23 protein-coding genes are annotated in these 24,928 nt (G+C 40.3%); 8 read left to right on the top strand and 15 right to left on the bottom strand.

Features of this window, described 5'->3' with window-relative positions; translation table 11 throughout:
* The 10 genes from N0B48_RS16135 to N0B48_RS16180 all read right to left on the bottom strand — a co-directional run bounded on the left by N0B48_RS16135 (position 1) and on the right by N0B48_RS16180 (position 12,515).
* Positions 1-2,877 (bottom strand): TonB-dependent receptor, encoded by a 2,877-nt coding sequence (locus tag N0B48_RS16135; RefSeq protein ID WP_259839888.1) that lies wholly within the window; start codon positions 2,875-2,877, stop codon positions 1-3.
* Between the two features lie 135 nt (positions 2,878-3,012).
* A complete protein-coding gene (locus N0B48_RS16140) occupies positions 3,013-4,686 on the bottom strand; it encodes an NADPH-dependent assimilatory sulfite reductase hemoprotein subunit (protein WP_259839889.1) in 1,674 nt (557 codons plus the stop codon).
* A gap of 18 nt (positions 4,687-4,704) precedes the next feature.
* Positions 4,705-6,414 carry a diflavin oxidoreductase gene (locus tag N0B48_RS16145; protein WP_259839890.1) on the bottom strand — a complete coding sequence of 570 codons (1,710 nt, stop codon included), beginning with the start codon at positions 6,412-6,414 and terminating at the stop codon, positions 4,705-4,707.
* Positions 6,404-7,249: a uroporphyrinogen-III C-methyltransferase gene (cobA, locus tag N0B48_RS16150; RefSeq protein WP_259839891.1), complete on the bottom strand. Its 846-nt coding sequence runs from the start codon at positions 7,247-7,249 to the stop codon at positions 6,404-6,406. The genes N0B48_RS16145 and cobA overlap by 11 nt, the downstream gene beginning before the upstream one ends.
* 24 nt (positions 7,250-7,273) lie before the next feature.
* Positions 7,274-8,185 (bottom strand): cysteine synthase A, encoded by a 912-nt coding sequence (cysK, locus tag N0B48_RS16155; RefSeq protein ID WP_259839892.1) that lies wholly within the window; start codon positions 8,183-8,185, stop codon positions 7,274-7,276.
* 33 nt (positions 8,186-8,218) lie between these two features.
* On the bottom strand, positions 8,219-9,049 hold the full coding sequence (gene epsC / locus N0B48_RS16160) for a serine O-acetyltransferase EpsC (RefSeq protein WP_259839893.1): 831 nt from the start codon (positions 9,047-9,049) through the stop codon (positions 8,219-8,221).
* Between the two features lie 3 nt (positions 9,050-9,052).
* On the bottom strand, positions 9,053-10,291 hold the full coding sequence (locus tag N0B48_RS16165; protein ID WP_259839894.1) for a sulfate adenylyltransferase subunit 1: 1,239 nt from the start codon (positions 10,289-10,291) through the stop codon (positions 9,053-9,055).
* 89 nt (positions 10,292-10,380) lie between these two features.
* Positions 10,381-11,289, bottom strand: a complete 909-nt coding sequence (gene cysD / locus N0B48_RS16170) for a sulfate adenylyltransferase subunit CysD (protein WP_259839895.1) — start codon at positions 11,287-11,289, stop codon at positions 10,381-10,383.
* 11 nt (positions 11,290-11,300) lie between these two features.
* Positions 11,301-12,014, bottom strand: a complete 714-nt coding sequence (locus tag N0B48_RS16175; protein WP_259839896.1) for a phosphoadenylyl-sulfate reductase — start codon at positions 12,012-12,014, stop codon at positions 11,301-11,303.
* An 84-nt stretch (positions 12,015-12,098) separates the two neighbouring features.
* Positions 12,099-12,515 (bottom strand): RrF2 family transcriptional regulator, encoded by a 417-nt coding sequence (locus N0B48_RS16180; RefSeq protein WP_259839898.1) that lies wholly within the window; start codon positions 12,513-12,515, stop codon positions 12,099-12,101.
* A gap of 146 nt (positions 12,516-12,661) precedes the next feature.
* Here N0B48_RS16180 and pepT point away from each other — a divergent pair, with 146 nt between their 5' ends.
* From pepT to N0B48_RS16210, 6 genes are all read left to right on the top strand, one after another.
* Positions 12,662-13,909 (top strand): peptidase T, encoded by a 1,248-nt coding sequence (gene pepT / locus N0B48_RS16185; protein WP_259839899.1) that lies wholly within the window; start codon positions 12,662-12,664, stop codon positions 13,907-13,909.
* A 5-nt stretch (positions 13,910-13,914) separates the two neighbouring features.
* Complete coding sequence (locus N0B48_RS16190; RefSeq protein WP_259839900.1) at positions 13,915-14,484, top strand: energy transducer TonB; 570 nt, start codon at positions 13,915-13,917, stop codon at positions 14,482-14,484.
* 150 nt (positions 14,485-14,634) lie between these two features.
* Positions 14,635-14,886 (top strand): hypothetical protein, encoded by a 252-nt coding sequence (locus N0B48_RS16195; RefSeq protein ID WP_259839902.1) that lies wholly within the window; start codon positions 14,635-14,637, stop codon positions 14,884-14,886.
* A gap of 153 nt (positions 14,887-15,039) precedes the next feature.
* On the top strand, positions 15,040-15,636 hold the full coding sequence (locus N0B48_RS16200; protein ID WP_259839903.1) for a porin family protein: 597 nt from the start codon (positions 15,040-15,042) through the stop codon (positions 15,634-15,636).
* Between the two features lie 78 nt (positions 15,637-15,714).
* Positions 15,715-16,776 (top strand): sensor histidine kinase, encoded by a 1,062-nt coding sequence (locus N0B48_RS16205; RefSeq protein ID WP_259839904.1) that lies wholly within the window; start codon positions 15,715-15,717, stop codon positions 16,774-16,776.
* Positions 16,766-17,500: a LytR/AlgR family response regulator transcription factor gene (locus N0B48_RS16210; protein WP_259839905.1), complete on the top strand. Its 735-nt coding sequence runs from the start codon at positions 16,766-16,768 to the stop codon at positions 17,498-17,500. The genes N0B48_RS16205 and N0B48_RS16210 overlap by 11 nt, the downstream gene beginning before the upstream one ends.
* Before the next feature lie 167 nt (positions 17,501-17,667).
* On the opposite strand, the gene N0B48_RS16215 is transcribed toward N0B48_RS16210, so the two are convergent.
* From N0B48_RS16215 to N0B48_RS16235, 5 genes are all read right to left on the bottom strand, one after another.
* A complete protein-coding gene (locus N0B48_RS16215; RefSeq protein ID WP_259839906.1) occupies positions 17,668-18,570 on the bottom strand; it encodes a DUF6268 family outer membrane beta-barrel protein in 903 nt (300 codons plus the stop codon).
* A gap of 298 nt (positions 18,571-18,868) precedes the next feature.
* Positions 18,869-20,086, bottom strand: a complete 1,218-nt coding sequence (locus tag N0B48_RS16220; protein WP_259839907.1) for a multidrug effflux MFS transporter — start codon at positions 20,084-20,086, stop codon at positions 18,869-18,871.
* A gap of 379 nt (positions 20,087-20,465) precedes the next feature.
* Positions 20,466-21,284, bottom strand: coding sequence for a helix-turn-helix domain-containing protein (locus tag N0B48_RS16225; RefSeq protein WP_259839908.1), 819 nt, complete (start codon positions 21,282-21,284; stop codon positions 20,466-20,468).
* 312 nt (positions 21,285-21,596) lie between these two features.
* Positions 21,597-22,649, bottom strand: a complete 1,053-nt coding sequence (gene thiL / locus N0B48_RS16230; protein ID WP_259839909.1) for a thiamine-phosphate kinase — start codon at positions 22,647-22,649, stop codon at positions 21,597-21,599.
* A gap of 49 nt (positions 22,650-22,698) precedes the next feature.
* A complete protein-coding gene (locus N0B48_RS16235; RefSeq protein WP_259839910.1) occupies positions 22,699-23,193 on the bottom strand; it encodes an acyl-CoA thioesterase in 495 nt (164 codons plus the stop codon).
* Positions 23,194-23,306: 113 nt separating this feature from the next.
* Here N0B48_RS16235 and N0B48_RS16240 point away from each other — a divergent pair, with 113 nt between their 5' ends.
* Both N0B48_RS16240 and N0B48_RS16245 read left to right on the top strand, forming a co-directional pair.
* Positions 23,307-24,515: a BaiN/RdsA family NAD(P)/FAD-dependent oxidoreductase gene (locus N0B48_RS16240; protein ID WP_259839911.1), complete on the top strand. Its 1,209-nt coding sequence runs from the start codon at positions 23,307-23,309 to the stop codon at positions 24,513-24,515.
* A complete protein-coding gene (locus N0B48_RS16245; RefSeq protein ID WP_259839912.1) occupies positions 24,512-24,922 on the top strand; it encodes an energy transducer TonB in 411 nt (136 codons plus the stop codon). Before N0B48_RS16240 ends, N0B48_RS16245 begins: the two co-directional genes overlap by 4 nt.
* The last annotated feature ends 6 nt before the right edge of the window (positions 24,923-24,928 follow it).

Consider the following 24,928-nt stretch of genomic DNA (forward strand, 5'->3'; position numbering starts at 1 on the left):
TTAAAGTTTTAGATCATAAGTAAATGCCAGATAATACAGCCCTCCTATTTCAGGTCCTGCGGCATATTGAAGGTATCTGCGGTTAAGGAGATTGGTTGCTCCGATTTTAACGCTCGCCTTTATTTCAGGAATTCTCCATGTTGCCTGAGCATCAATGGTATAATAGGAAGGAATATTTCCGGAAGCCAGCGGACTTTCCCATAAAAAACTGTCCTGCCATCTTGCAGCCACTGTAAATCCGATGTTTTTGATAATTTCCCTGTTTCCAATGCTTAGATTAACCGCCCATTTAGGAGTATTGAAAGCCGTAATAAAAAGATCTGAAGTATGGGTTGAAATAAGGTCGTTATAAGATACGTTTACATTGACATTATAATTTCTCACGAGGTTATAGCGTATACCCAAAGAAGTACCAAAACTTTTGTACTTACTGGTACTGTTGGTATAAACCCTGTATCGGTCCTGCTTACTTCTGTCCAGCATCGCTAAGACAGCATTATCGCTTCCTATATTTTCATTTTTGGGCACCGCTACTTCTACCTGTCCCAGAAAACCTTCGTAGATGTTGTAGTAAAAATCCCAATCGATGACCAGTCTGCTGTTGAATAAGGCTGATTTATACCCTATTTCAAAAGACGTCACCTTTTCCGGCTGTAATTTGGGCAGATTGGCCGCCGTTAAAATATTTCTGTTTTTCAATGCGGACTGATTTTGGTTTGTTCCTCCATCTACTTCTTTATTCACGGCAGAAATAAACTGATCGATAGAAGCCAGCGTGTAAGAGTTTTCAAGATAACCCAATCCATCATTAGCTTTGGTGAGCCCGCCTACTCTTCTCACATTTCCGTTATTAACGAAGGATAATGCTTCAAATAAAGAAGGAAAACGGTAGCCATTTTGGAAAGAAGCTCTGAAATTATGCTGGTTAACCGGAGAATAAACCACGCTCAGTCTTGGGTTTAATTTTGTTTCAAACTCAGGATTTCTGTCAGCACGAAGGGCCAGATTCACTTTTAATTTGTCCTGGAAAAAAAGTTTGGTAAGCTGGACAAATGCACCGTATTTCTGATAAATAACATTGTTTCCGAAAGTTCCGTCAGACAGAGGAATATTTCTTTCGCTGACCGGTCTGTTAAAATCAACGAAGTTATTCCCATCGGGTGTGATGCTGTAAAGGCGGTAATCTGCTCCTGCAAGAAGGCTGAAAACCTTTACAAATCGGGTGAAATCGTAAGTAATTTCGCCCTGATAAAAACGGGATTTCTGTTCAAGCTTGGCACCTCCGGTGGCTGGTGCTCCTGCAATGCCGGAATTGGCTGAATCCCAGTTATTAATGCCAATAATGGTATTTTTTAACTGCTCAAAGGCTGCTGTTCCTGGAATCACCCGGTTTTTATCTGCTTGCTGTCTTGCTAAAATAAAAGCATCATTCAGATTGACTCCTGAATTAAGTCTGTCCTGCAAAGTCGTCTGAAAAATGTTTTTCCAGTTGGTATTGGAAAGATTCGTAAGGTCCAGATTATCAGCCAAAGGCTTCAAATTATAAGAATCTCCGGTATTCTCTATGGACACATAGGCTCTGAATGTCAATTCTTTACCCGTCAATTCCACTTTATGGTTCTGAACCGTTGCATTCTGAAGACGGATCTTGTTTCCCCGCTGAAAAGTGCCGTCCAGCAATCCATAACGGTAAACATAGGATGTTTTCCACTGATCTCCAAAACGGTAGTATAATCCGGCATCAAATTTTATGTTCTTCACTTCAGGACTTATCAGATCTTTTTCGTAATACCCTGTTCTTGATACATTAAAAGTGGTTGGTTTTCCATTGTAATTCACTTTTACCGATGTCCTGTTGTTTCTTTCGTCTCCATATTTATTCCAGAGATCTTCTGCCGGATTATTGATGAGAGAAAAATTAGGATTGGCGGTAATGAATGAATTGGGGTTCTGATCTGTTCGGTTGTCCGAGATCCAGTCTACGCCGCTGAAATAGGAAGCATTAACCTTTATAGCAAAGTTTTTATTGAGGACTTTTGCAATTCTGACGGCACTTTCACCGAGAGCAGCCGTTTTGTGATTAACGTTATCCACATGATTCACTCCGCCTCTGAAATACAGACTTACGCCTTCTGAGGTAAATGGATCTTTGGTCTGAAGACTCGCTAATCCGTTGACAGCATTCATTCCATACAAAGCGGAAGCTGCTCCGGGCGTAATCTCCATAGACTGGATATCTAATTCTGTGGGACCTATGGCATTTCCCAGCGGAACACCAAGTGTAGCTGACTGTACATCTACTCCATCCACCAGCTGCATGAAACGGAAGTTATTCGGAGAATTGAATCCTCTTGAATTGGGAACTTTTAAAGTAAGACTTGAGGTTAAAAGCTGTAAACCCTTCACATTCTCTAATGTTTCGTAGAATGAAGCTGCGGGACTTTCCCGGATGGTTTTAATATCAATTTTTTCAATCGCGATCGGTGATCTCAGAATTTTTTCCGGAACACGGGAAGCTGAAATAACGACTTCGTTGATGATGGTGTTCTGAGGATTTAACTCGATGGCAATTTTACTGGACAATGAAAGTATCTCGGCAGTATGAGCTGCGAATCCTTCCTTGGTCACTACAATTCTGAAAGGAATTTTCACCCTTGTTCTCAGGTTAAAATTTCCTTCCTGATCGGTTACTGCCGTATCCTGGGTATGTTCTACCTGGACCTGTACTCCGGCAATGCCTTTATGGGTGTCCGTATGTTTAATGATTCCGCTTACTTCGATAAGCTGTTGTGCCTGTAAAACGGCAGTAAAAGAAAGGGTCAGGAATAAGATCAGACTTATTCTCTGCTTAAGATATTGATGGGATATGGATTTCACTTGTTTAAAATTTTAGGGTTAAAAATGATTTATGCGTCGTCAATTAATGAACAGCACATACACATTCGGATCCCTAAAAGATGATGGTAGTGTTTTCTGGCCTTTTTCTGCCGGTAAAGAAGGTTGATCATATATTTATTGTATTGTTTGTAAATAGCGGTAAGAAAAGTCTCCAAAGGTTTCCTTCGAATGTCTTCCTTTCAAGTAGATTCCGAAAAGTTCATCCAGAGTTTGAAGGATTTCTTCTTCGCCGATGTTTTCTTTAAATTTTGTATTGAGACGCATTCCAAGCCTGTCGCCGCCGATATGAAGATTGTATTTTCCGTAAGCCGTTCCTACAAATCCTATTTCGGCATTGGGTGATCTTCCGCAACCGTTTGGACAACCTGTCATTCTGATGGTAATATCTTCGTCCTGAAGTCCGTATTTTTCAAGAACAGGTTCTATTTTAGTGACTAAAACAGGTAGATAACGCTGCCCTTCCGCCAAAGCCAGTGAACAGGTATTCAATGCAACACAGGCCACGGAATTTTTGCGCAATGCGCTGGCTTTTTCCGTATAATCTGAAATTCCGTGTTCTTTAAGGAGGGTTTCAATTTCAGCTTTATCCTCTTCCCGGATATCCGAAAGAATCAGATTCTGATTACAGGTGAACCTGAAATTCACGTTTCCTGTCTTCGCAATTTTCAACAACCCAGATTTTAAAGAATATTCCTCTATATCCAGAACCCTTCCATGCTCTACAAATAAGGTGTAAAACCATTTCCCTTCATGATTCCGGGTCCAGCCGTAACGGTCTTTTCTCTGTTCAAACTTAAATTCACGGGCTGGTTCTAAGGCAAAGCCGCATCTTTTTTCAACTTCATTTCTATAGCCTTCAATGCCCAGTTGATCGATTGTATATTTTAATCTGGATAATTTTCTGTCACTTCTGTTCCCGAAATCACGCTGTACTGTGATAATTTCATGCACCGCCTTCAGCAGCTTTTCTTCTGTATCTACAAAACCTAAAAGGGAAGCCAGACGTGCATAGGTCGCATCATTTCCGTGAGTAGCACCAAGTCCGCCGCCGGCCGCGATATTGTAACCTACAATTCTGTCATTTTCAACAATGGCAATCAGGGCAATATCATTAATAAAAACATCCACATCGTTGTTGGGAGGAATGGCAATTCCAATTTTCAGTTTTCTCGGCAGATATCTGTCCTGATACAATGGATCTTCCTCTGTTTTCCTGTCGATTAACAACTCATCATCGATCCACAGGTCATAATAGGATTTTGTTTTCGGAAGACACATCTCACTAATTTTTCCGGCCAGTTCATACACCACCTGATGCAATGGTGATTCAGAAGGATTTGAAGTACAGGTTACATTTCTGTTCACATCGCCACAAGCCGCAATCGAATCCAAGTGTTGTAAATTGAAATTCTGGATGGTAGGTTTTACATGAGATTTTAAAATCCCATGCAGCTGAATGGTCTGGCGCGTCGTAATTTTAATCACTCCCGTGGAATGGTTTTCTGCAATTTCATGAAGTCCGGCCCATTGCTCAGAAGTTAAAAATCCCCCTGGAAGTCTTAGCCTGATCATGTAGGAATACAGCCACTCCAGTTTTTTAGCGACTCTTTCTTCACGCCGGTCCCGGTCATCCTGCTGGTACATTCCATGGAATTTGATGAGGGTTTGGTCATCTTCTCTGATGGCTCCGGTAAAATCGTCCAAAAGGCTTTCCTTTAAGGTTCCCCTGAGCCCGTTGCTGCCGGTTTTTATCCTTTCTACCGGCGAAAGGTTATTCTTATCTGTCATATCGTATCCGTTTATGATTTAATACACATCTTTCACATATCTGCCGCTGAGTTCCAGCTCTTCCAGATAATTCTGCGCTTCTTCAGGGCTGTGTTTTCCCTTATCCTGAATGATGTTCAGAATGGTTTTTTCAACGTCTTTACTCATGGGTTCTCTGGCTCCGCAAACGTAAAGAGATGCTCCTCCTTCCAGCCAGTGATAGACTTCCTGTGCTTTTTGTTCCAGTTTGTGCTGAACATATATTTTTTCTGCGGTGTCTCTGGAAAAGGCAAGATCAAGATGGGTCAATGTTCCTGTTTTCAGAAAGTCCTGAAGTTCGGCCTGGTAAAGGAAGTCTGAAACGAAAGTCCGGTCTCCGAAAAAGAGCCAGTTTCTTCCCTCTGCTCCTACAGCATCCCTTTCGTAAAGAAAAGACCTGAAAGGCGCAATACCCGTTCCCGGACCAATCATAATGATATCTTTTTCCGGTTTGGGAAGTCTGAAATGTTTGGCTTCCTGGATATAAAATTCAATATCTTCTCCTTCCTTAAATTCTGCCAGAAAACCGCTACACAGTCCGTTTTGTTTTTTGTCATTGATGAAAAACTCAGACTTGGCGACTGTGATATGAATTTCAGTATCTCCGTGGGCTTCCAGTGAGGAAGAAACAGAATATAACCGCGGCGACTGGCCGGTTAAAACAGGGATCAACTGTTCAAATTCATCCGCATTTTTTACAGGATAAATTCTCAGCAAATCGAGAAGACTTAATCGTACTTCCGGAATAGAATGTCCCGTAATTTGTGCATATTGAGCAACTGTTGTTTTAAGCAGATAGCTAATATTAAGATGTTTGCAGAGCAATTCTTTTGTGCTGGCTGTAATTTTTGCCGTTTTAATCTGCTTTTCAGGATCAATTCCTGTTAAGCTAATTATTTCTTCAACCTCATCTTTTGAATTGAAAGCGATCACGCCCAATGCATCACCGGGACTGTACACCAGAGGTTCTTCAGTTTCTATTTCTATGTGGTAGGTTTCTTTATCAGAACCTATATCATTAAGGTTGATGATGGTTGAAATCTTCCCCTGATATTTTTTTCTTCCTGTTGATGTTTTTATAGCAACTGTAGTTTTCTGGCTGCTTTCTATCGTTTTATTGGCAACATCCAGAATATGTTCGGCCCAGGCATGAGCTTCCTGTTCATAATCGATATCACATCTTTTTAAAGGAAGAATGCGCTGTGCACCCAGTATTTCAAAACGGGAATCGATGTCCTCTCCTGTTTTGCAAAACAAAGGATAGCTGCTGTCTCCCAGGGCAAGTACACCAAATTTCAAATGACTGATATTCAAATCGTTTTCATGAATATGGTCATAAAATTTCTTCGCCAAAGCAGGCGGATCTCCTTCTCCCTGAGTGCTGATAATGATGAAAAACAAATCTTCTTTGGCAAGATCTTTCGGTTTGTACTGGGAAAGGTCTGACAGTTTTACCTGCACCCCTTTTTTCTTAATAACTCCCGCAAGTTCTACTGCGAGTTTCTTACTGTTTCCGGTTTCAGTGCCATACGCAAGGGTAATTTTCTTCGGAGAAACGGTATCGGTATCAAGGTCCGAGGTAACCTGATGTTGTACGGCGGCAGATACCCCGGCAATTCCAGCGAGAAAACCGCTTGCCCAGACCGCTTCATCTCTTGAAAAATCTCCTGATATTTCTTTAAGGGCTTTTAATTTAGTTTCAGACAGCATATTCCAGTATATTTTGATGGTTTGAGACTAAGGTTCCGTTGGTTACAGATTTAAAGTAAATCCCTTCCTGTATAGGTGATTCCAGCCACGAAAATTCTTCATGCAGATTCACCACCTTCCCTATCACCACCAATGATGGAGATACAAAATCTTTATTTCCAAAGTTTTGCTGAAAATCTTCCAGAGAAGAGGTGTAGACTTTCTGATAAGGTGTGGTCGCCTGCTCTATGATGGCAATTTTTTTATCTTCTGTTTTGCCCAAGGCAACAAATTTCTCTACCAGACTGTTCAGATTTCCTTTAGACATATAAAATACAAAGGTATCATCGGATGTTCCAAGCTCTTTCCAATAGGTATCGCTTAGAATTTCTTTTTTATAATAGGTCAGAAAACGGACGGATGTCGCATATCCTCTGGCTGTTAACGGTATCCCCGCATAAGCAGCTGCTCCGGATGCTGCTGTGATTCCCGGGATTATTTCATAAGCTATATGATGCTCTTTCAATGCTTTCAGTTCGTCTAAAACATTGGAAAAAAAGGAGATGTCTCCACCTTTGAGTCTGACTACTGTTTTCCCCTGTAAAGCATATTCTACAATCAGGGTATTGATATGGGTCTGAGGCGTAGAAGCATTTTTGCTGCATTCTTTTCCTACGTAGATGATTTCGGTATTCTTATTCGCGTAACGGTCTATTATTTCAGGACTTACGAGACGGTCACACAGGATGACATCGGCTGAGGCAATGGCTTTTACGGCCTTTACAGTGATCAGATCAGGGTCGCCGGGTCCTGCACCCACAAGGTAAACCTTTGGTGTCGTATTCAGTTTTTTCATTTTAAATCTTCTTATGGATGTTATCTAGAAAAGTCCTTCGATGGATAGGTATCTTTCGCCCGTGTCATAATTCACGGTGAGTATAGTGGCTCCTGCAGGGATCTGAGGAAGTTTTTTCGCAACCGCAGCTAAAGCGGCTCCTGTAGAAATTCCTACAAAAAGTCCTTCTTTTTTGGCGGCTTCTTTGGTAAATTCAAAAGCTTCGTCTTTATTGATCTGTACAATTTCGTCCAGCAGTCCGGTATCAAGGATTGAAGGAACAAATCCTGCTCCCAAGCCCTGAAGCGGATGCGGCGCCGGAGCTCCTCCACTAAGAACCGGGGATAATTCGGGTTCTACAGCAATCACTTTGATATTAGCAAATTTCTGTTTCAATACCTGTGCAAGTCCGGTGATATGGCCGCCGGTTCCTACGCCTGTGATCAGGTAGTCCAGTCCTTCCGGAAAGTCCTTCAGAATTTCCTGGGCAGTGGTTTCAATATGAACTTTAACGTTAGCAGGATTGTCAAACTGTCTTGGGATCCATGAATTTGGAGTTTCTTTTGCTAGCTCTTCCGCTTTCTCAATGGCACCTTTCATTCCTTTTTCTCTTGGAGTCAGAACGAACTCGGCTCCGTAAGATTCCATAATTTTCCGGCGTTCCAAACTCATGCTTTCGGGCATCACCAGAATAAGCTTATAGTTTTTTACAGCGGCTACCAGGGCAAGTCCGATGCCTGTATTTCCGCTGGTAGGTTCTATAATGACACTGTTTTCATTCAGCAATCCTTTAGCTTCAGCATCTTCTATCATGGATAAAGCTATTCTGTCTTTAATGCTTCCTCCGGGATTGGCTTTTTCCAGTTTGATCCAGACTTCATGTCCGGTATCGAAAAGCTTATTAATTTTTACGACCGGGGTATTTCCGATGGTTTCTAGTGTGTTTTGGAACTTCATACCGATTCAATTTTATATTGTTTTTTGTTGTTTTTATATCACAAATGTTAAAGATTCGGGAAGGGTTCCGTTATCTTTTATTTTTATTTCACTTTTATGATAGACCATAGAGCCGGAAGGAACGTTTTGTGTGATCCATACATTTCCTCCGATGATGCTGTCTCTGCCTATGGTTGTATTCCCTCCTAAAATAGTGGCTCCGGAATAAATAATGACATGGTCTTCGATATTGGGATGCCTTTTCTCATTGGCTTTATCCTTTGAAACATTTAAAGCTCCGAGCGTTACGCCCTGGTACAGTTTCACATGATTTCCGATCTCAGTTGTTTCTCCAATCACGATTCCGGTTCCGTGGTCGATAAAGAAATATTTTCCAATCACCGCACCCGGATGAATGTCTATTCCGGTTTTGCTGTGGCCATATTCTGAGATTACTCGGGGCAATATTTTTACCTTTTGAATCCAAAGCTGATGAGAGATCCGATATACATACGTGGCAAAAAAGCCGGGATATGAGAGGAGGATTTCTTCCAGTGATTCTGTAGCGGGATCAAATTCTAAAATAGATTCGGCATCCAGAATCAGTGTGCTGTAGATATCAGGTAATGCGAGAAACAACTTGTCAGTCTGTTCTTTAGCAAAAACCTCATCTTCTGAAGCATTCTTTATTAGATCAAAAAGAATTTTCTGTAAATCCTCAAACTTCTCATGAAGCTGATCTTCCGTATTATTTTTTTCAGGAAGGAAGAGTGCATTATACAGGTCTGTAACAAAAATTTCCATCTTCCTTTTGTCAAAGAATCTCTGAGAACCACCCTGTTTTTTTTCAAGGATTTTCTTAATAAAATGCTCTGAAACTTTCATGTCTTACTGAATTATACATGCCGCAACCGTCGCATTGGAAGTTTCATCTACCAAAATTGCCGATCCTGTTTTCTTATTGCTTATAAAATCATCAAAAACCAAAGGCTGTGCAGTTTTAATGGTTACTTTCGCGATTTCGTTAAGTTTTATTTCTCCTTCTGAGGCTTCCTGCTCCAGCGTATTGACATTAATTTTGTAGTCTACGTGTTTTACCACCGCTTTCAACTGTCTGCTGTGATGCTGTATCAGGTATTTATTCCCCGGCTGCAGGCTTTTATGATCGAGCCAGCACAGCAATACTTCCACTTCTTTTTCAACATTGGGAAGCTCTTCTGCGGAGGCAAAGAAATCTCCACGGCTCACATCGATGTCTTCTGTAATCTGGATGACAGCAGGCTGCCCTTCAAATGCTTCCTGAACTTCAGCACCATTCACTTCTATGGTTGCTATTTCAGTAATAATTCCTGCCGGAAGTATCGCTATTTTATCTCCTTTCTTAAAACTTCCGCTGATGATCTGTCCCGCATATCCACGGTAATCGTGAAGCTCTTCTGTCTGTGGACGGATGACGTACTGCACCTGGAAACGGCTTCCGCTGTTATGCACATCATCAAGTTCTACCTCCTCCAGATAATCGAGCAGTGAACTTCCATGATACCAATCTGTTGTGGATGAAAGAGAAACAATATTATCTCCTTTCAGTGCGGAAATCGGGAAATAGGTGACATCATTTAAACCCAGACCTTCTGCAATCTTAGAATAATCTGCTTTAATGGTTTCAAAAACTTCTTCCGAATAGTCCACCATATCCATTTTATTGATCGCAACAGCTACTTTTTTCAATTTAAGTAACGAAGCGATGATGGAATGTCTTCTGGTCTGCTCAATAACTCCTTTTCTGGCGTCGATCAGAATCACCATCAGATCTGAGTTGGAAGCTCCAGTAATCATATTTCTGGTATACTGAACGTGTCCCGGAGCATCTGCGATGATAAATTTTCTTTTTGAAGTCGAAAAGTATCGGTAGGCCACATCAATGGTGATTCCCTGTTCCCTTTCTGCCCGAAGCCCATCCGTTAAAAGCGCCAGATCTACGCCGTCTTCATTTTTATTTTTAGAATGTTTTTCAAGGACTTCCAGCTGATCCTGCAAAATACTTTTGCTATCGTAAAGCAGTCTGCCGATGAGGGTGCTTTTCCCGTCATCCACACTTCCTGCTGTTATAAATCTTAATATATCCACGTTTGTCTTTTTAAAAATGATTAATGATGAGCGATACACTCGCTGTGAATTACTGTTGTGCTGCTATTATGCTGCTTATTATTTATAGCTTAAAAGTACCCTCCTTTCTTTCGGTCTTCCATGGCCGCTTCCGTCACACGGTCGTCAATTCTGGTTTCTCCTCTTTCGGAAATTCTGGTGGCAACGATTTCTTCAATCACAGTGTCTACTGTAACAGCGTCAGATTCTACTGCCGCAGTACACGTCATATCTCCTACGGTGCGGTAACGTATTCTTTTGGTGGTAACCCTGTCACTTTCATCAAGAACTGCAAACTCAGAATTTGCAATCCACTGTCCGTTGAGATCTACCACTTCTCTTTCATGCGAAAAGTAAATAGATGGTAAGCTAATATTTTCTCTCCGGATATAATTCCAGACATCAAGTTCTGTCCAGTTGCTGATTGGAAATACTCTTACATTTTCTCCTTTCTGAATTTTTCCATTGAAAATATTCCACAACTCCGGTCGCTGAAGTTTAGGATCCCATTGTCCAAACTCATCCCGAACTGAGAATATCCTTTCTTTGGCTCTGGCTTTTTCCTCATCTCTTCTTGCTCCTCCTATGCATGCATCAAATTCGAATTCTTCAATCGTGTCAAGAAGGGTAAAGGTCTGCAGCCAGTTTCTGCTGGGGAATTTCCCTTTGGGTTCCGTCAGCTTTCTTTTATGGATGGTGTCTTCTACTTTTCTTACGATCAAATCTACATTGATCTCTGTGGTCAGCTGATCCCTGAAGTCTAAAACTTCCTGAAAATTGTGTCCTGTATCCACATGAACAAAAGTGAAAGGAATTTTTCCGTGAGGAAATGCTTTGGCAGCCAAGTGAGCCAGTACAATACTGTCTTTTCCGCCACTGAAAAGTAAAGCCGGACGCTCAAACTGTCCCGCCACTTCCCGTAAAATATAGATGGATTCAGCTTCTAACTGATCTAAATAATTCAAATGATATAATGACATATTTTATTTTTTTATTGATGAACATGTAAGCCACATTCCTTTTTATCAGCATCTTCCCACCACCATCTTCCGGCTCTGAAATCTTCCCCTTCTTTGATCGCTCTGGTGCAGGGTTCACATCCGATGCTTACAAATCCTTTTTTGTGAAGGTGATTATAAGGAAGATGATTAGCTTGTACATAATCTGTCACCTGTTCTGTCGTCCAGTGAAGGATGGGATGAAACTTGATGATCTGGTGATCCGGGTCCCATTCCAGCTGTGGCATTTCTTTTCTGCCTGCTGAATGCTCGGATCTTAAACCTGTGATCCAGACCTTGTATCCCTGAAGTGCTCTTTTTAGAGGAATAACCTTCCGGATATTACAACAGGCTTTTCTCTTTTCTACAGATTGATAAAAGGAATCCGGTCCGTTTTCTGAAACAAACTGTTGCAGCGATTCCGGGTCCGGATAATACGCTTTAATATTTTTTTTGAAGAAAGCTCTGGAGGAAGTCCAGGTTTCGTAAGTCTGCTCAAAAAGTCTTCCCGTATCCAGTGTGAAAATATCAATATTCAGGTTTTTTATCAGATGAGTCACTACCTGATCTTCGTAACTGAAGCTGGTAGAAAAGATGACCTGCCCAGAAAACCTGTTGGCAAGAATTTCTAAAAAATCATCATTGAAAGCACCTGAAGAGGCCTTTTCCAGTAATTGATTGAATTCTATTTTCAGGGTATTTTCCATTTTGAATTGAAATTAACTCCTGCAAATATATATAAATCCTATTTATCCTACCAAATTAGTAGGATATAAAAATTAAAAAAAATTTCAGCTGTTTTTTATAAAGGAAGTAAGAGTCGCTTCCATCATGCTTTTTCTTGTTTTTTCCCTTACGATCATCAGTTCATTTCTGAGATAGCAAGTGGCCTCATCGATACAGTCATCGCAAGGTTCGTAGAAATTCAATGAAATACAAGGCGTTAAGGCAATCGGGCCTTCGAAAATTCGGTAGATATCTGCCAACGAAACGTCGTCTGGAGACTTTAGCAGATAATATCCACCTGCGTTTCCCTGCTTGCTGTTGACTAGTTTGGCTCTTTTGAGTTCGAGAAGAATCTGCTCTAAAAATTTTTTGGAAATGTTCTCATCCTGTGCAATAATACCCGTTGACAAAAATCCCTGGTTGTAGTTTCTTGCCAATCTAACCATCGCTTTCAAAGCATATTTGCAACGTTTGGACATCATAATTGATGCAAGTTATAACAATTTATTTGATTATCGAAATGGATGCCTGAGATTAAAAAAATCAATCCCCACAACCTTCTGAAAATATCCCTCAAAGTTCAGTTTTGAAAAATTTACATTGTATATTTGTTGGAAATTTATGATCGATGAGTATAATAGAATTCAATCCATTGTGGAAAGAGAAATTACTGAACCGTTTTCTCGCCTATGTAAAAATATATTCAACCAGTGATGCGGAAAGCGAAGCAACCCCTTCTACCCCGCGACAGTGGGACATTGCAAAGTATATTGCAGAGGAATTGAAAACGATCGGCCTGGCAGATGTTTCCATTGACGACAACGGGTATATTATGGGATATGTTCCTTCTAACCTTGACAATGACAACACGCCTACCATAGGATTTATTTCGCATTACGATACGTCTCCGGATTTCAGCGGGGAAAATGTAAAACCTCAGATTTGGGAAAACTATGACGGAGGAGATCTTCTTTTGAATGAAACTACAGGATTTACGCTGTCTTCTTCAAAATTTGAAAGCTTAAAAAAATATATCGGGCAAACGCTTATTACAACAGACGGAAATACCCTTCTTGGAGCTGATGATAAAGCAGGATGTGCAGAAATTGTAACCGCTGCTGAATACCTCATCGCTCACCCGGAAATCAAGCACGGAAGAATCGCCGTAGGATTTACACCGGATGAAGAAATCGGAAGAGGCGCTCATAAGTTTGATGTCGCTAAATTCGGTGCAGAATGGGCTTATACGATGGATGGAAGTGAAGTTGGAGAACTGGAATACGAAAACTTTAATGCTGCAGGAGCTGTCGTAAAAATCCACGGATTGAGCGTTCACCCAGGTTATGCTTACGGAAAAATGATTAATGCAGCTCTTTTAGCCGCTGAATTTATCCAGTTGCTTCCTGCCAATGAAACTCCGGCTACCACTAAAGGATTTGATGGTTTCTATCACTTAATGGACATCACCGCTGATATTTCTGAGGCTAAGCTTCAATACATCATTCGTGATCATGATGAAGAAAAGTATGAGGCCAGAAAAAAATTCATGGAGGAAAAAGTAGCTGAATTCAACCAAAAACATGGTGAAGGAACTGCTGAAGTTGAAATCAAAGAGCAGTACCGTAATATGAAGCAGCAGTTTGAAGGAAAAATGCACATCATTGATCTTGCTGCAAAAGCGATGAAAGAAGCTGATATTGAGCCTAAAATCAAGGCTATAAGAGGAGGAACAGACGGAGCTCAGCTGTCTTATATGGGACTTCCTTGTCCTAATATTTTTGCGGGAGGGATGAACTTCCACGGACCTTATGAATATGTGGCGCTGGAAAGCATGGAAAAAGCAGTTGAAGTGATTATTAATATCGTAAAAGCTTAATACTGATGAAGAAACTTTCAGCATTAGCCTTCCTGTTCATTTTTGCATTCAGCAGTGCGCAGGTCTCTGAATTTGAGAAGGCTGATTCAAAATATGACAGAAAAATAAAGTCTCTGTACAAGAAATATCCGAAGCCTAATGATGAAAGAACCAAGCAGGAGTGGCTCCTTACGGAAGCAAAAATAGCGTCCTATCAAAATGCCTTAGAGAAGATTTCTGAGGAGGAAAAGAAAATGATAACGGATGTTCCGCCTCCCATGGCACCTAAAATTACCAAAGAAGCGGAATATGAAACCGGAAAGGCTGCTTTCCAAAAGCTTTTAAATGAAGCTGTAGATCTCACTTTCCTGAATTTCGCAGTCAATCCCTATAAAGTAACCCTAAAATTTATTTTAGATTCCAAAGGGAATGCCTACAATGTGAAAGTAAAAGGGAATAATGAAGATGTGAACGCTTTTATAGAAGCCGGTTTTTACCGTATCAAGGATAAGGGCAAATGGAAACCTGCAGAATCTAATGGACGGCCAGTCCTTTCTGTGGTGAGCCTTCCTTTACAGTTAAACTTCAGTAAATAATACAGATCAACCCATTGCAAATGCAGTGGGTTGTTTCTTTTGCATTATAATCAGTTTTTATCTATTATTTCTCCGATTGATGAAAAGAATTTAATTTTTTGATTATATTTACTTAAACATCAGACTATTAACTTTAAAAATCAATTTACTATGAAAAAAATCAAAAAATTTTCAAGAAAAGATCTGTCGACTATCCTTGGAGGAGGCGTAAACGGCTGTCACATGAACGGTGATTCTGCCTACTGCTGGACAGACTGTGAATGTACTTTCGGAAAAGCCTGTGAGATGGATGATGACGGAAACCCTGGAAGATGTGTTTCCGTAGGCGGAGGAAATCCTGGCGGCGGCGGTACCGGAGGATGTATTCCACCATCCAATTGTGAAGATTTAGAACCATTTTAAAAAGATATCTATCGGAAGTACCCTCTTCCGATTTTTTTTTTGCTTTTTCCGTTAAAAACAGATCCTTGTCAAAGCATCCCTGCCGTTCATCAAATAAAGTTTCATTCCACTTTCCATAGCTGTTGCTTTGCATCAAATTATTAAAAGCAATTTATGAAACAGCAGTTTTTAGCACTAAGCACATTTTTATTATGCATCATCGGTTTTATAGAGACCAAGGCACAACAGACTCCAGCTTTCCACATCGGGATCAAAGGTGGGGCAAATTTTACAAAAACCTCTTCGGGGTCCTCCACATTGGAAGGGAAATACGGGTTCGGCTATCAGGGAGGAATCATGACAAGAATGGATTTCGGAAGCCTTTATGTACAAGGAGAAGCCTTATTCAACAAAAGAAAAACGTCTTTCAACACTAACGACGGAAGCTCAGCAAAATTAAGCTGGAATTCTATTGACATACCGGTTGTAGTTGGTTATAAGATAATCAACAAAAAGGATTTTAACGTAAGAGCATTTGCCGGAGGAGTTTACAGCTATGCTTTTAAGAATAATTTATCAACGTCCAAAGCATTACAGGATGGCTTTAAAAACTTTGACAAATCCAATATCGGAATCACGGGAGGTGTCGGTGTGGATTATAAAAATTTTACTGCCGACCTAAGGTATGAAACAGGGCTTTCAAGCATCAGCAAAGATTTCAAATCTAAGCCGCATAGCTTTACGCTCGGAATAGGATATTTCTTATTCTAAAAACTTAAATTATCTTTACGTATTAGAAACTGCGCCCTGCAGTTTCTAATTTTTTATAAACCAACTTGATCCTCTTCCATGACAAAACCTTTTATTTTAAGAGAATATATTTTTGTTACGATGTTCTGGCTCGTTTTTGCAGCGGCTGTGTACATCAACTTTCAGGCTAATTCTGACAAACCTTCTGCTGTATTCCAGACTATTGCCCTTGTCATTACTTCATTTTTTTTCACTCACTTTCTCACCACAAGGCTTCTTCCCAGTGCTTTGCGGGCAAAAAGGATGAAATTATTTCTGGTTCAGGCAACCGCAGTTATCCTTTTTCTGAGTTTTATTTATTCTCTGATCTTCACATATATTGAAGTCAATTCAAAGAATGAACTTCCGCAGGATTTTGTTGATCATCTTCCCTTTTTATGGAAAGGGTTCTATCTGGCGCTGCCTGCTTCTTTTCTGATTAACGGATCAGCCTGTGGAATTAAATTTTATCAGGAACACGGAAGAATAGAACGGGATCATATCCTTCTTCAACAGGCACATCTGGAGAATCAACTGAAATTATTGCAAGATCAGATCAATCCTCATGTGGTTTTCAATATTCTGAATCATATTCATATTCTGATGAAAAATGACACGAAACTTGCAGATTATCTGTTGCTTAAATTTTCGGATATTTTACGGTATCAGCTTTATCACTGCAGCCAGAGTCTGGTTCCTTTGGGTCAGGATATTGAACATCTACAAAATCTGGTAGAAGTGGAAAAATTAAGATGGGGCAATGAGCTGGAAGTGACTGCAGACTGGGGTCTCGGAAATAAGAAATCATTCATTGCACCTCTCCTGCTGGTTCCATTCATCGAAAATGCATTTAAATATGTATGCAGACTGCCCGGACATAAGGGTTATGTAAAGATTTCCTGCATGGAGAAAGACGGTTTTCTTTTATTTTATATCGAAAACTGTTATTCAGAGCTGGCCACTCACAAAAAGAAAGAAGGTTCCGGCGGAATCGGCCTTCAGAATGTACAAAAACGTTTAAAATTACAGTATCCGGGTGCTCACGAGCTTACCATTGTGGCGGCCGATAATGTATATAAAGTAACTTTAACCTTACAATTATCCGACAACAATGAGCAGTAATATTCCCAAAATGAAATGCCTTATCATCGATGATGAGCCTTTGGCGAGATTCCACCTTAAAGAACTGGCAGACCAGATCGACTTTTTATCCGTGGAAGGCACTTGCGCCACCGCACTGGAAGCCGATACCATTGTAAAGGAAAAAGAAATTGATCTTCTATTTCTGGATATCAATATGCCTTATTTAACGGGTCTTGAATTTCTGGAGCAGCTTGAAAATCCACCTTTAGCCATTCTTACGACCGCTTATTCAGAATATGCGTTGGAAGGGTATCGTCTGCAGGTGGTGGATTATCTTTTGAAACCTATTGCGTTCAACCGTTTTTACCAGGCCGTGAACAAAGCGCAGCAGCAGTTTATTGTCTCTGAAAAGATGAAGAAAAACTCTCCTTTTGATGATCCTTTTCTCTATGTAAGGCAGTCCGACAGCTTCATCAAAGTATCCTGGGTGGATATTCTGTATATCGAAAGCATGCAGAATTATACAAAACTGCATTTTAAAGATAAATCCCTGGTGATCCATCAGACGATGAAAGCCATCGAGGAATCTCTGCCATCAGAACATTTTTTCAGAATCCATAAATCGTTTCTGATCAACATCACCCATATTGATATGATCTCCGGCGGCCGTCTGTTCATCAATAAAACAGAGCTTCCCATTTCGCGTACCAGAAAAGAGGAGCTGCTGAATCAGGTGGTGTATAAGAAGCTTATTAGTAAATAGTTTAGAAGGGAAGATGGAAGCAGGGAGCAGGAAGAGGGAGGTTATTGAAGTTGTTAAAAACAATTTTATGCCTTTTTTATTTAAATCTATAAGACATTTATAATCAATTGTCTATAAGCTAATAATTGTCGAATAGTAACTTCCATTTCCCCGCTTCCATCTTTGTCCTATGGCAAATTCCACCTCAGCGATACCGCTACATACAATGTGCTGGCGAACTTCGGATCCATCATTTTTTTGTCTTTGAAAATATTCTTGATCTTTCTGTCGTTTTCATTAAAACTTCTCAACAGAGCTGTTCCACCTGTTAAACCGAGACTAAGTTTGTCATTCAACTTAAGCTCTGGTCTGATTCCGGCAGTTATTTGCTGGTAGCCTAGCAGCATAGATTTTCCGTCTTTTTTCCTTTCCACCGTCATACCGCTAAGGTTGACAACTGCCTTCAAAGCAAATTTATCGGTAAACATATAACCGGCTTCCATTCCTTCGGGGAAATTGATCTTCAATTTAATTTTTCCGTTTGTTTTCCAATCGAAGTAAATCCAAGGCAGAATCATAGGAACCCCGAAAGCTGTTGTAAGTACAGGACCTGCTCCAAGTGCCAGATTAGGATTAAAATGTCTGATAAACAACACTCCACCCTGTCCCAGAATATCATCGGAACTTATTTGTTCAAGATCAGTATAGACTCCCACTGAAGCCATCATCATCAGACTCCATTTTTTCCCTAAAGGCCTGATATGCTGGATTCCGACCTGTGCATTCAGCATCTGATCAGGAAACAGCTGCTTTTCATAGTCTTTATGCTTCATTTTTGCATAAGAGCTACTCAAAAGAAGTGACCACGCTTTTACTCTTCCACTGCTGTCTTTTTTCATTGACAATGGAATGCTGAGATTGAGGTCTACTCTTTTAAAATCGCTCTTAGAATTGGTTTTCGTACTGTCTTCCGGACGAATGTAATTGGAAAAAGGGATATATTCCGTTTTAAGTTCACCGGATATTCCGGTTTGAGCACTGGCCCAATAGCCCAACAGGCAGCTGGCAGCGGCCAAAAGATTTCTCTTCATAATTTAAATTTTATGCAAAGAGATACTTTTGGAGGTCGGTTACAAAAATTACTTGATTAAGTGTCCGAATGGTATGACCAAGCGGAAAAATGGCAGGATGATGTATAAACTGGATGACATAAAAGAACGGTGACATAAAATAGGACTTCATCCTATTTTTTGGCTAAATCGCCCCCTTGGGGCTCTCCAATCCTGCAATCCAAACTGCAATAAATACAATGCCAGCCAGCATGAAAACCATCGGCATGATCAAATCTACTTCTAGAAGCCGAGCAAATCCTGAACGTAATTTATTTGGTTAAATCGCCCCTTTGGGGCTCTCCAGTTCTATAGGAACTTTCTTGCTCTTAAATGAACGATACGCAAACCAAACGGCGATTAATGCGATCCCTGCACGCATGAAAACCATCGGCATTATGGAGTCTGCTTCTAAAAACCCAGCCAATCCTGAGAGTAAAAAAGTAACCATCAGCTGCATAAATCCCATCACGGCAGCCGCTGTTCCACGTCCTTCCTTAAAGGGAGATAAAGCATGCGCGGAAGTAATGGGAAAAAGAACTCCTATCGCCAGCAGTGATAGATACAGCAGCATAATTTCCAGTGCGACAGAAAGGTTTCCGGCGGCAATCAGGATATGAAGACTGCATACAATCAGCAGTAAAAGAGTTGCTGCTAATAGAAGCTTTGTATCGCTTATTCTTTTAATCAATTTAGGCGTAAGGTACGCTGCTGTTATTAAGGCCAATGAATTAAAACCAAATATAAAACTGAAAACACCGCTGGAGAATCCGTGAAGCTCCATAAATAAAAACGGGGCATTGGAAATATAGATGATCAGAGAGGCAAAAGCAATGCTCCCGATCATTGTACTGCTGATAAATTCTTTATTGGAAAGTATCGTTTTCAGGTGATCTTTTAATCCTTTTTCATCTTCTGTATGGTCCGGAAGTGTCATTTTCGAATTGGTTTCCGGAACGTATTTGTATACCATGAATAGGGTTATAAGGCCAAGAATCATTAAAAAAGCAAACGAACTGTTCCATCCCCAGAATTTAAGAAACACACTTCCCAGCAATGGAGCTACAATGGGGGCAATTCCGCTTATCTGGGATTGTTGTGAAAAGATGGCTACAGATTTCTGCCTGTCGTAAAGATCAATAACTATAGCACGGCCAATGACTATTCCGGCACTTCCACCGAAAGCCTGTAAGAAACGCATCGCCCATAATACGTAAATGTTTTCTGTGAAAAATATCGCAGTCGCTCCTATAATAAAAAGTAAAAGTCCACAATAGAGCATCGGTTTACGGCCAGTTTTGTCAGATAAAGGGCCCCAAAGCAGCTGTCCGAAGGCAAATCCTGCAAAAAACACAGAAATAGAAATCTGAATATGTCCGATATCGGTCTGGAAAATCTGGGCCATGCTTGGGAAGGCCGGCAGATAAAGGTCTATACTCAGTGATTCAAGGGTGTTGAGGAGTGCCAGAACAAACACTACGATACTTAAATTTCTCATAAAGGGATCAGTCAATCATTAAAGGTTCCGCAGAGGCGGTTTTTCTTCCTGCAAAATTCCTCTAAAAAACAAAGCACTTCAATACAGGAACTGAAGGAAGACCAGCACAAACTGAGGATGCGCGGTAAGAGTTTGAGAGTCGGAGGGTTTGAGGGTTTAAGAGTTTCGGGAAGTGATGAGTTATGAGTCATGTAACAAGGGTTTTGGAGTTGGAGGGTTATGGGCTGTCTGAAATCTGATGTCTTGTGTCTAATATCTACCCAAAAATTCACCATTCACTTGCGCAGCAAAATTGACCATTGACGTTTCTCAATCTCAGCCTTAGCCTCAACCTAGAAATCTGATATCTGATGTCTTGTGTCTTGTGTCTGATATATAACTACTCTTTTCCGCCTTTAAATCCATCAGGGTTCTGGCCTGTATGTTTTTTGAAAAAGCGGGAGAAATAAGAGGCATCACTGAACCCCAGTTTAAAAGCAATTTCTTTAACGGTTAAAGCCCCAAAACTGAGTTCTCTTTTGGCTTCGAGTACCAATCGTTGGGCGATCATCTTTTTCACCGTCGTTCCTCTCGAAAGGCGGACAATATCATTCAGATGATGGGCACTTACTTTTATCTGATCCGCATAGAAGCCTGTATCTCTCTCAACGGTATAATGCTCTTCGATCAGACTTATCAGCTTTTGAATGCGTTGTCTGTCATTAATTGAAGAATCCTGCTGATTGATCTGCTCTGTGATAATGATACAGAATGCTCTCAGGTAGGTTTTTAATAAGTCCATCCTTGATGTCGCATTATATTCCTTTTCCATCAGCGAAATAATGGTGCTGCAGGTTTCTGCGCTTTGAGGATCTAAAGAAAAAGGGCACGTTCCTCCTGTGAGAATCGTTTCTATATCGCAGGCTTCTTTAAATATTTCCCGGCTTATGGCCAGCACATAGCCTTTTTCACCTCTCAGTTTCATATTGAAAACCTGTCCGGGTGCGATGATACAAATCTGGTTATTTTTGAGAGAGTGATGTTCAAAATCCAGTTCTAAACTGCTGTTGTCCTTCACTTGTCTGAACCAGATGATTTCAAAGAAATTATGCCGGTGAACATCATTAAAGTTCTCCGGATGTCCGCTATCCAGAGTCGTTAGCTGAAATTGCTCAGAGGTGAGGTGATGGACGGGAATGTTTTTTTCTGATGAATTCATCGGTGTCTTTCTTTAATGTTGTTCAGGTAAACAAAAACCACAGCAAAAAAAGTGCTGCGGTTTTCTACAATATTCAAAATTAAATATAATCTGTGTATGCTACCAGCTTATTATCTTCCGTATTGATCTATTCTTCTCTTTTTTCAACTAAAAATTAAATAATAAATCAAGCTCCAAACCAATACAAAAACTAAAACAAAGCCCAATGATCCCTTAAGATCCTGTGGTCGTTTTTTTACATAATGTTTATAAAGGGTTACAATGATAAATGTAACAATAACTAAGCTTGGCAGTAATGTAATGGTAAACATCTTACTTATTTAAAAAAGCATCCCATCCCTGCGCCGTAAGTGGAACAAGCTGATTGGAGCCTCTTGCAACCATATAATTCCCTTCTTCATTATCTACTGCATGACCAATGATTGTAAAATCAGGGTGGTTTTTAATTTTATCAAAATCATTCGGAGAAATGGTGAACAGTAATTCATAATCTTCCCCACCACTTAATGCTGTCATGACAGGATTAAGGTTCAATTCATCCGCTGTGGAGATCGTCAGGCTGTCCATCGGAACCTTTTCTTCATACAGTCTGAATCCTGTTTTGGACTGATCAGAAAGATGAAGGATTTCGGAAGCCAGACCGTCCGAAATATCGATCATTGAAGTCGGTTTGATATCCAATTCTTCTAAGATTGTTTTCACGTCTGTTCTCGCTTCAGGTTTAAGCTGTCTTTCCAGAATATAGTCGTAACCTTCCATTTGCGGCTGCATATTTGGATCTGCAAGGAAAACAGCGTGTTCTCTTTCAAGGATCTGAAGCCCCATATAAGCACCGCCAAGATCTCCACTTACCACCAGAAGGTCATTCGGTTTTGCCCCGCTTCTTTTTACAATATTCTCATCATCCTCAATTCCTACAGCCGTGATGCTCATCACCAATCCGGAATTGGAGCTTGTGGTATCTCCTCCAATCAGATCAACCTTATATCTTGTACATGCTGCCTGGATCCCGGAATAAATCTCTTCCAAAGCCTCCACCGGAAAACGGTTGGAAACGGCAAGAGAAACCAAAATTTGTGTAGGCACCGCATTCATGGCTGCAATATCGCTAAGATTCACGACAACCGCTTTGTACCCTAAATGCTTTAAAGGAACGTAGCCTAAGTTAAAGTGAACACCCTCTGCAAGGACATCTGTTGTAAGAACAACTTTTTTATTTCCAGGATTGATAACAGCTGCATCATCTCCCACTCCAAGTTGCGAAGACTCGTTGGACAGTGGAAAATGTTCTGTCAAGTGCTTTATAAGACCGAATTCTCCTAATTTGGAAATCGGGGTCAGTTCCTGTGATTTATCTTCAAACATAATTTTTTCTTTTTTAAATGTCCATGACTTTGAACATTAACCTTGAATACTATTTCGTGAATTCTGCCGGATCCACATTATCAGGACGGAATGGAAGTTTTTTGAAATCTTCTCTGCTCATCACGATGGTTTCAGGGCTTTTGTATTTATTCATTGCTTCTACCACATCATCCGGTGGAGTCGTCATTTTTCTCAGCATCATATCAATCCATACTCCTGTAGCTTCCGCAGTAGCACAATGCACTCCGTCCGGCGTATAGAATTTATGGACAAATCTGTAGATTGAAGAGTCTTCTGAGCATCCATCGATCTCCAGACTTACAATAACCGTTTGGTCTGCATAGATCTCTTTGAAGAAAGAATATCTTTCATGCATGATCACCGGCCCGATTCCCCATCGGCTCAATTGGGTAACTCCCATTTTTTCTTTGGTCATAAAGGCCATTCTGGACTGCGCACAGTACTGTACATATGATGAATTGGCTAAGTGCTTATTGGCATCAAGATCACTCCAGCGTACTTCGAATTTATGGTAAAAAATCATGTAAAAGTTGTTTTTAGTATGATTAAATTATATTCTTCAAAATTACTCAAATAAGATGGTTTATAAAAATTGTACTTTTGAAAAAATAATCTTCAGCATAAGATTACCCATACATGAAACAGATCATCATTATCGGAGGCGGTGCAGCAGGCTTTTTCTGTGCATCGAATCTTGACGAAAAAAAATACAGCATTACCATCCTGGAGCAGAACTCGGATGTACTTCAGAAGGTAAAAATCTCTGGCGGCGGACGTTGCAACGTCACCCATGCCTGTTTTGATCCCCGGGAACTGGTTCAGTTTTACCCGAGGGGTAACAAGGAATTGTTAAGTGTTTTCACTAAATTTCAACCAGGGGATACGATGGATTGGTTTGACCAACGCAGTGTTCCTTTGAAAATAGAGAATGACAACCGGGTATTTCCGGAAAGCAATTCTTCACAGACCATTATCAATACTTTCCAGACTGAAATTCAGAATAAAAAAGTAGAGGTTAAAACAAAATGTTCCGTTAAGGAAATTGAAAAACAGGGTGAAAAATATCTTGTCAAGACCAGTTTGGGAGATTTTCAGGCGGATTATGTCGTTTATACGACCGGAAGTTCTCCGAAATCATTGAAGATCATTGAAAATCTGGGTCATAAGATCGTGGATCTTGTTCCATCTCTTTTTACATTCAATATTAAAGATGAGCTGTTACAGGATATTCCCGGAACCAGCTTTGAAAATGCCGAAATTTCAATTCCTGCTTTAAAAACTGAGGAAAGCGGACCTTTATTGATTACCCATTGGGGCCTTTCCGGACCAGCTGTTCTGAAAATTTCAGCGTGGGAAGCGATAAGTCTGGCCAAATCAAAGTATCATTTTGAGATCGAAGTGAATTTTATTTCAAAATCTATGGATGAAGCAGAAGAAAGTTTCCATAATTTTAAACAGTCCAATCCGAAAAAGACAATTGGGCAGGCAAAGATCTTTGATGTCACCAACAGGTTCTGGCAAAAAGTACTTGATGTTTCAAAAGTTGACCTTAATAAGCAAGTTTCCCAAATTTCTGGAAAAGAAATGCAAAAGATCCTTGAAAACCTTTGCAGAAAAAAGCTTAAGGTTACAGGAAAATCTACGTTTAAAGATGAGTTTGTGACCGCCGGAGGTGTTGATTTAAAGGAAATTAACTTCAAAAACATGACTTCAAAACTTCTTCCCAATTTCCATATTGCCGGTGAAGTTCTGAATATTGATGCGGTGACGGGAGGTTTTAATTTTCAGGCTTGCTGGAGTGAAGGATGGCTTATTTCACAACATTTAAATCATTTGGAGATATGAAAAAAATAACAGTATTAGCTCTGATTTTCTTATCAGTGACTGCATTTTCACAGGTTCAGGAAACAAAGGCTCCTGCTACAGATTCTTCCAGCGATCGTCGTGATCCAGAAGATCAGAAACCAGCGGAATACCCGGGAGGAATCAGACAGTTTATGACCATCGTGAGTCAAAAAATAAGAGTAAACCGTATAAAAGGAGGTAAAGGAGAATTACGGTCCAAAGCAAAATTTGCAGTTAACATTAATGGAGAAATAGAAAAAGTGACTGTAACCGGAAGTAATGAAGATCTTAACCGGGAAGTAGAAAGAACCATCAACTCTATAAAGACTAAATGGGCACCTGCAACCTACAAAGGATCTCCCATATTGACATGGTACAATCTTCCTTTTGTCGTTAATTTCGACTAAATATAA

The sequence above is a fragment of the Chryseobacterium herbae genome (genome assembly GCF_025154075.1).
In the GTDB taxonomy this organism is placed as follows: Bacteria; Bacteroidota; Bacteroidia; order Flavobacteriales; family Weeksellaceae; genus Chryseobacterium; species Chryseobacterium herbae.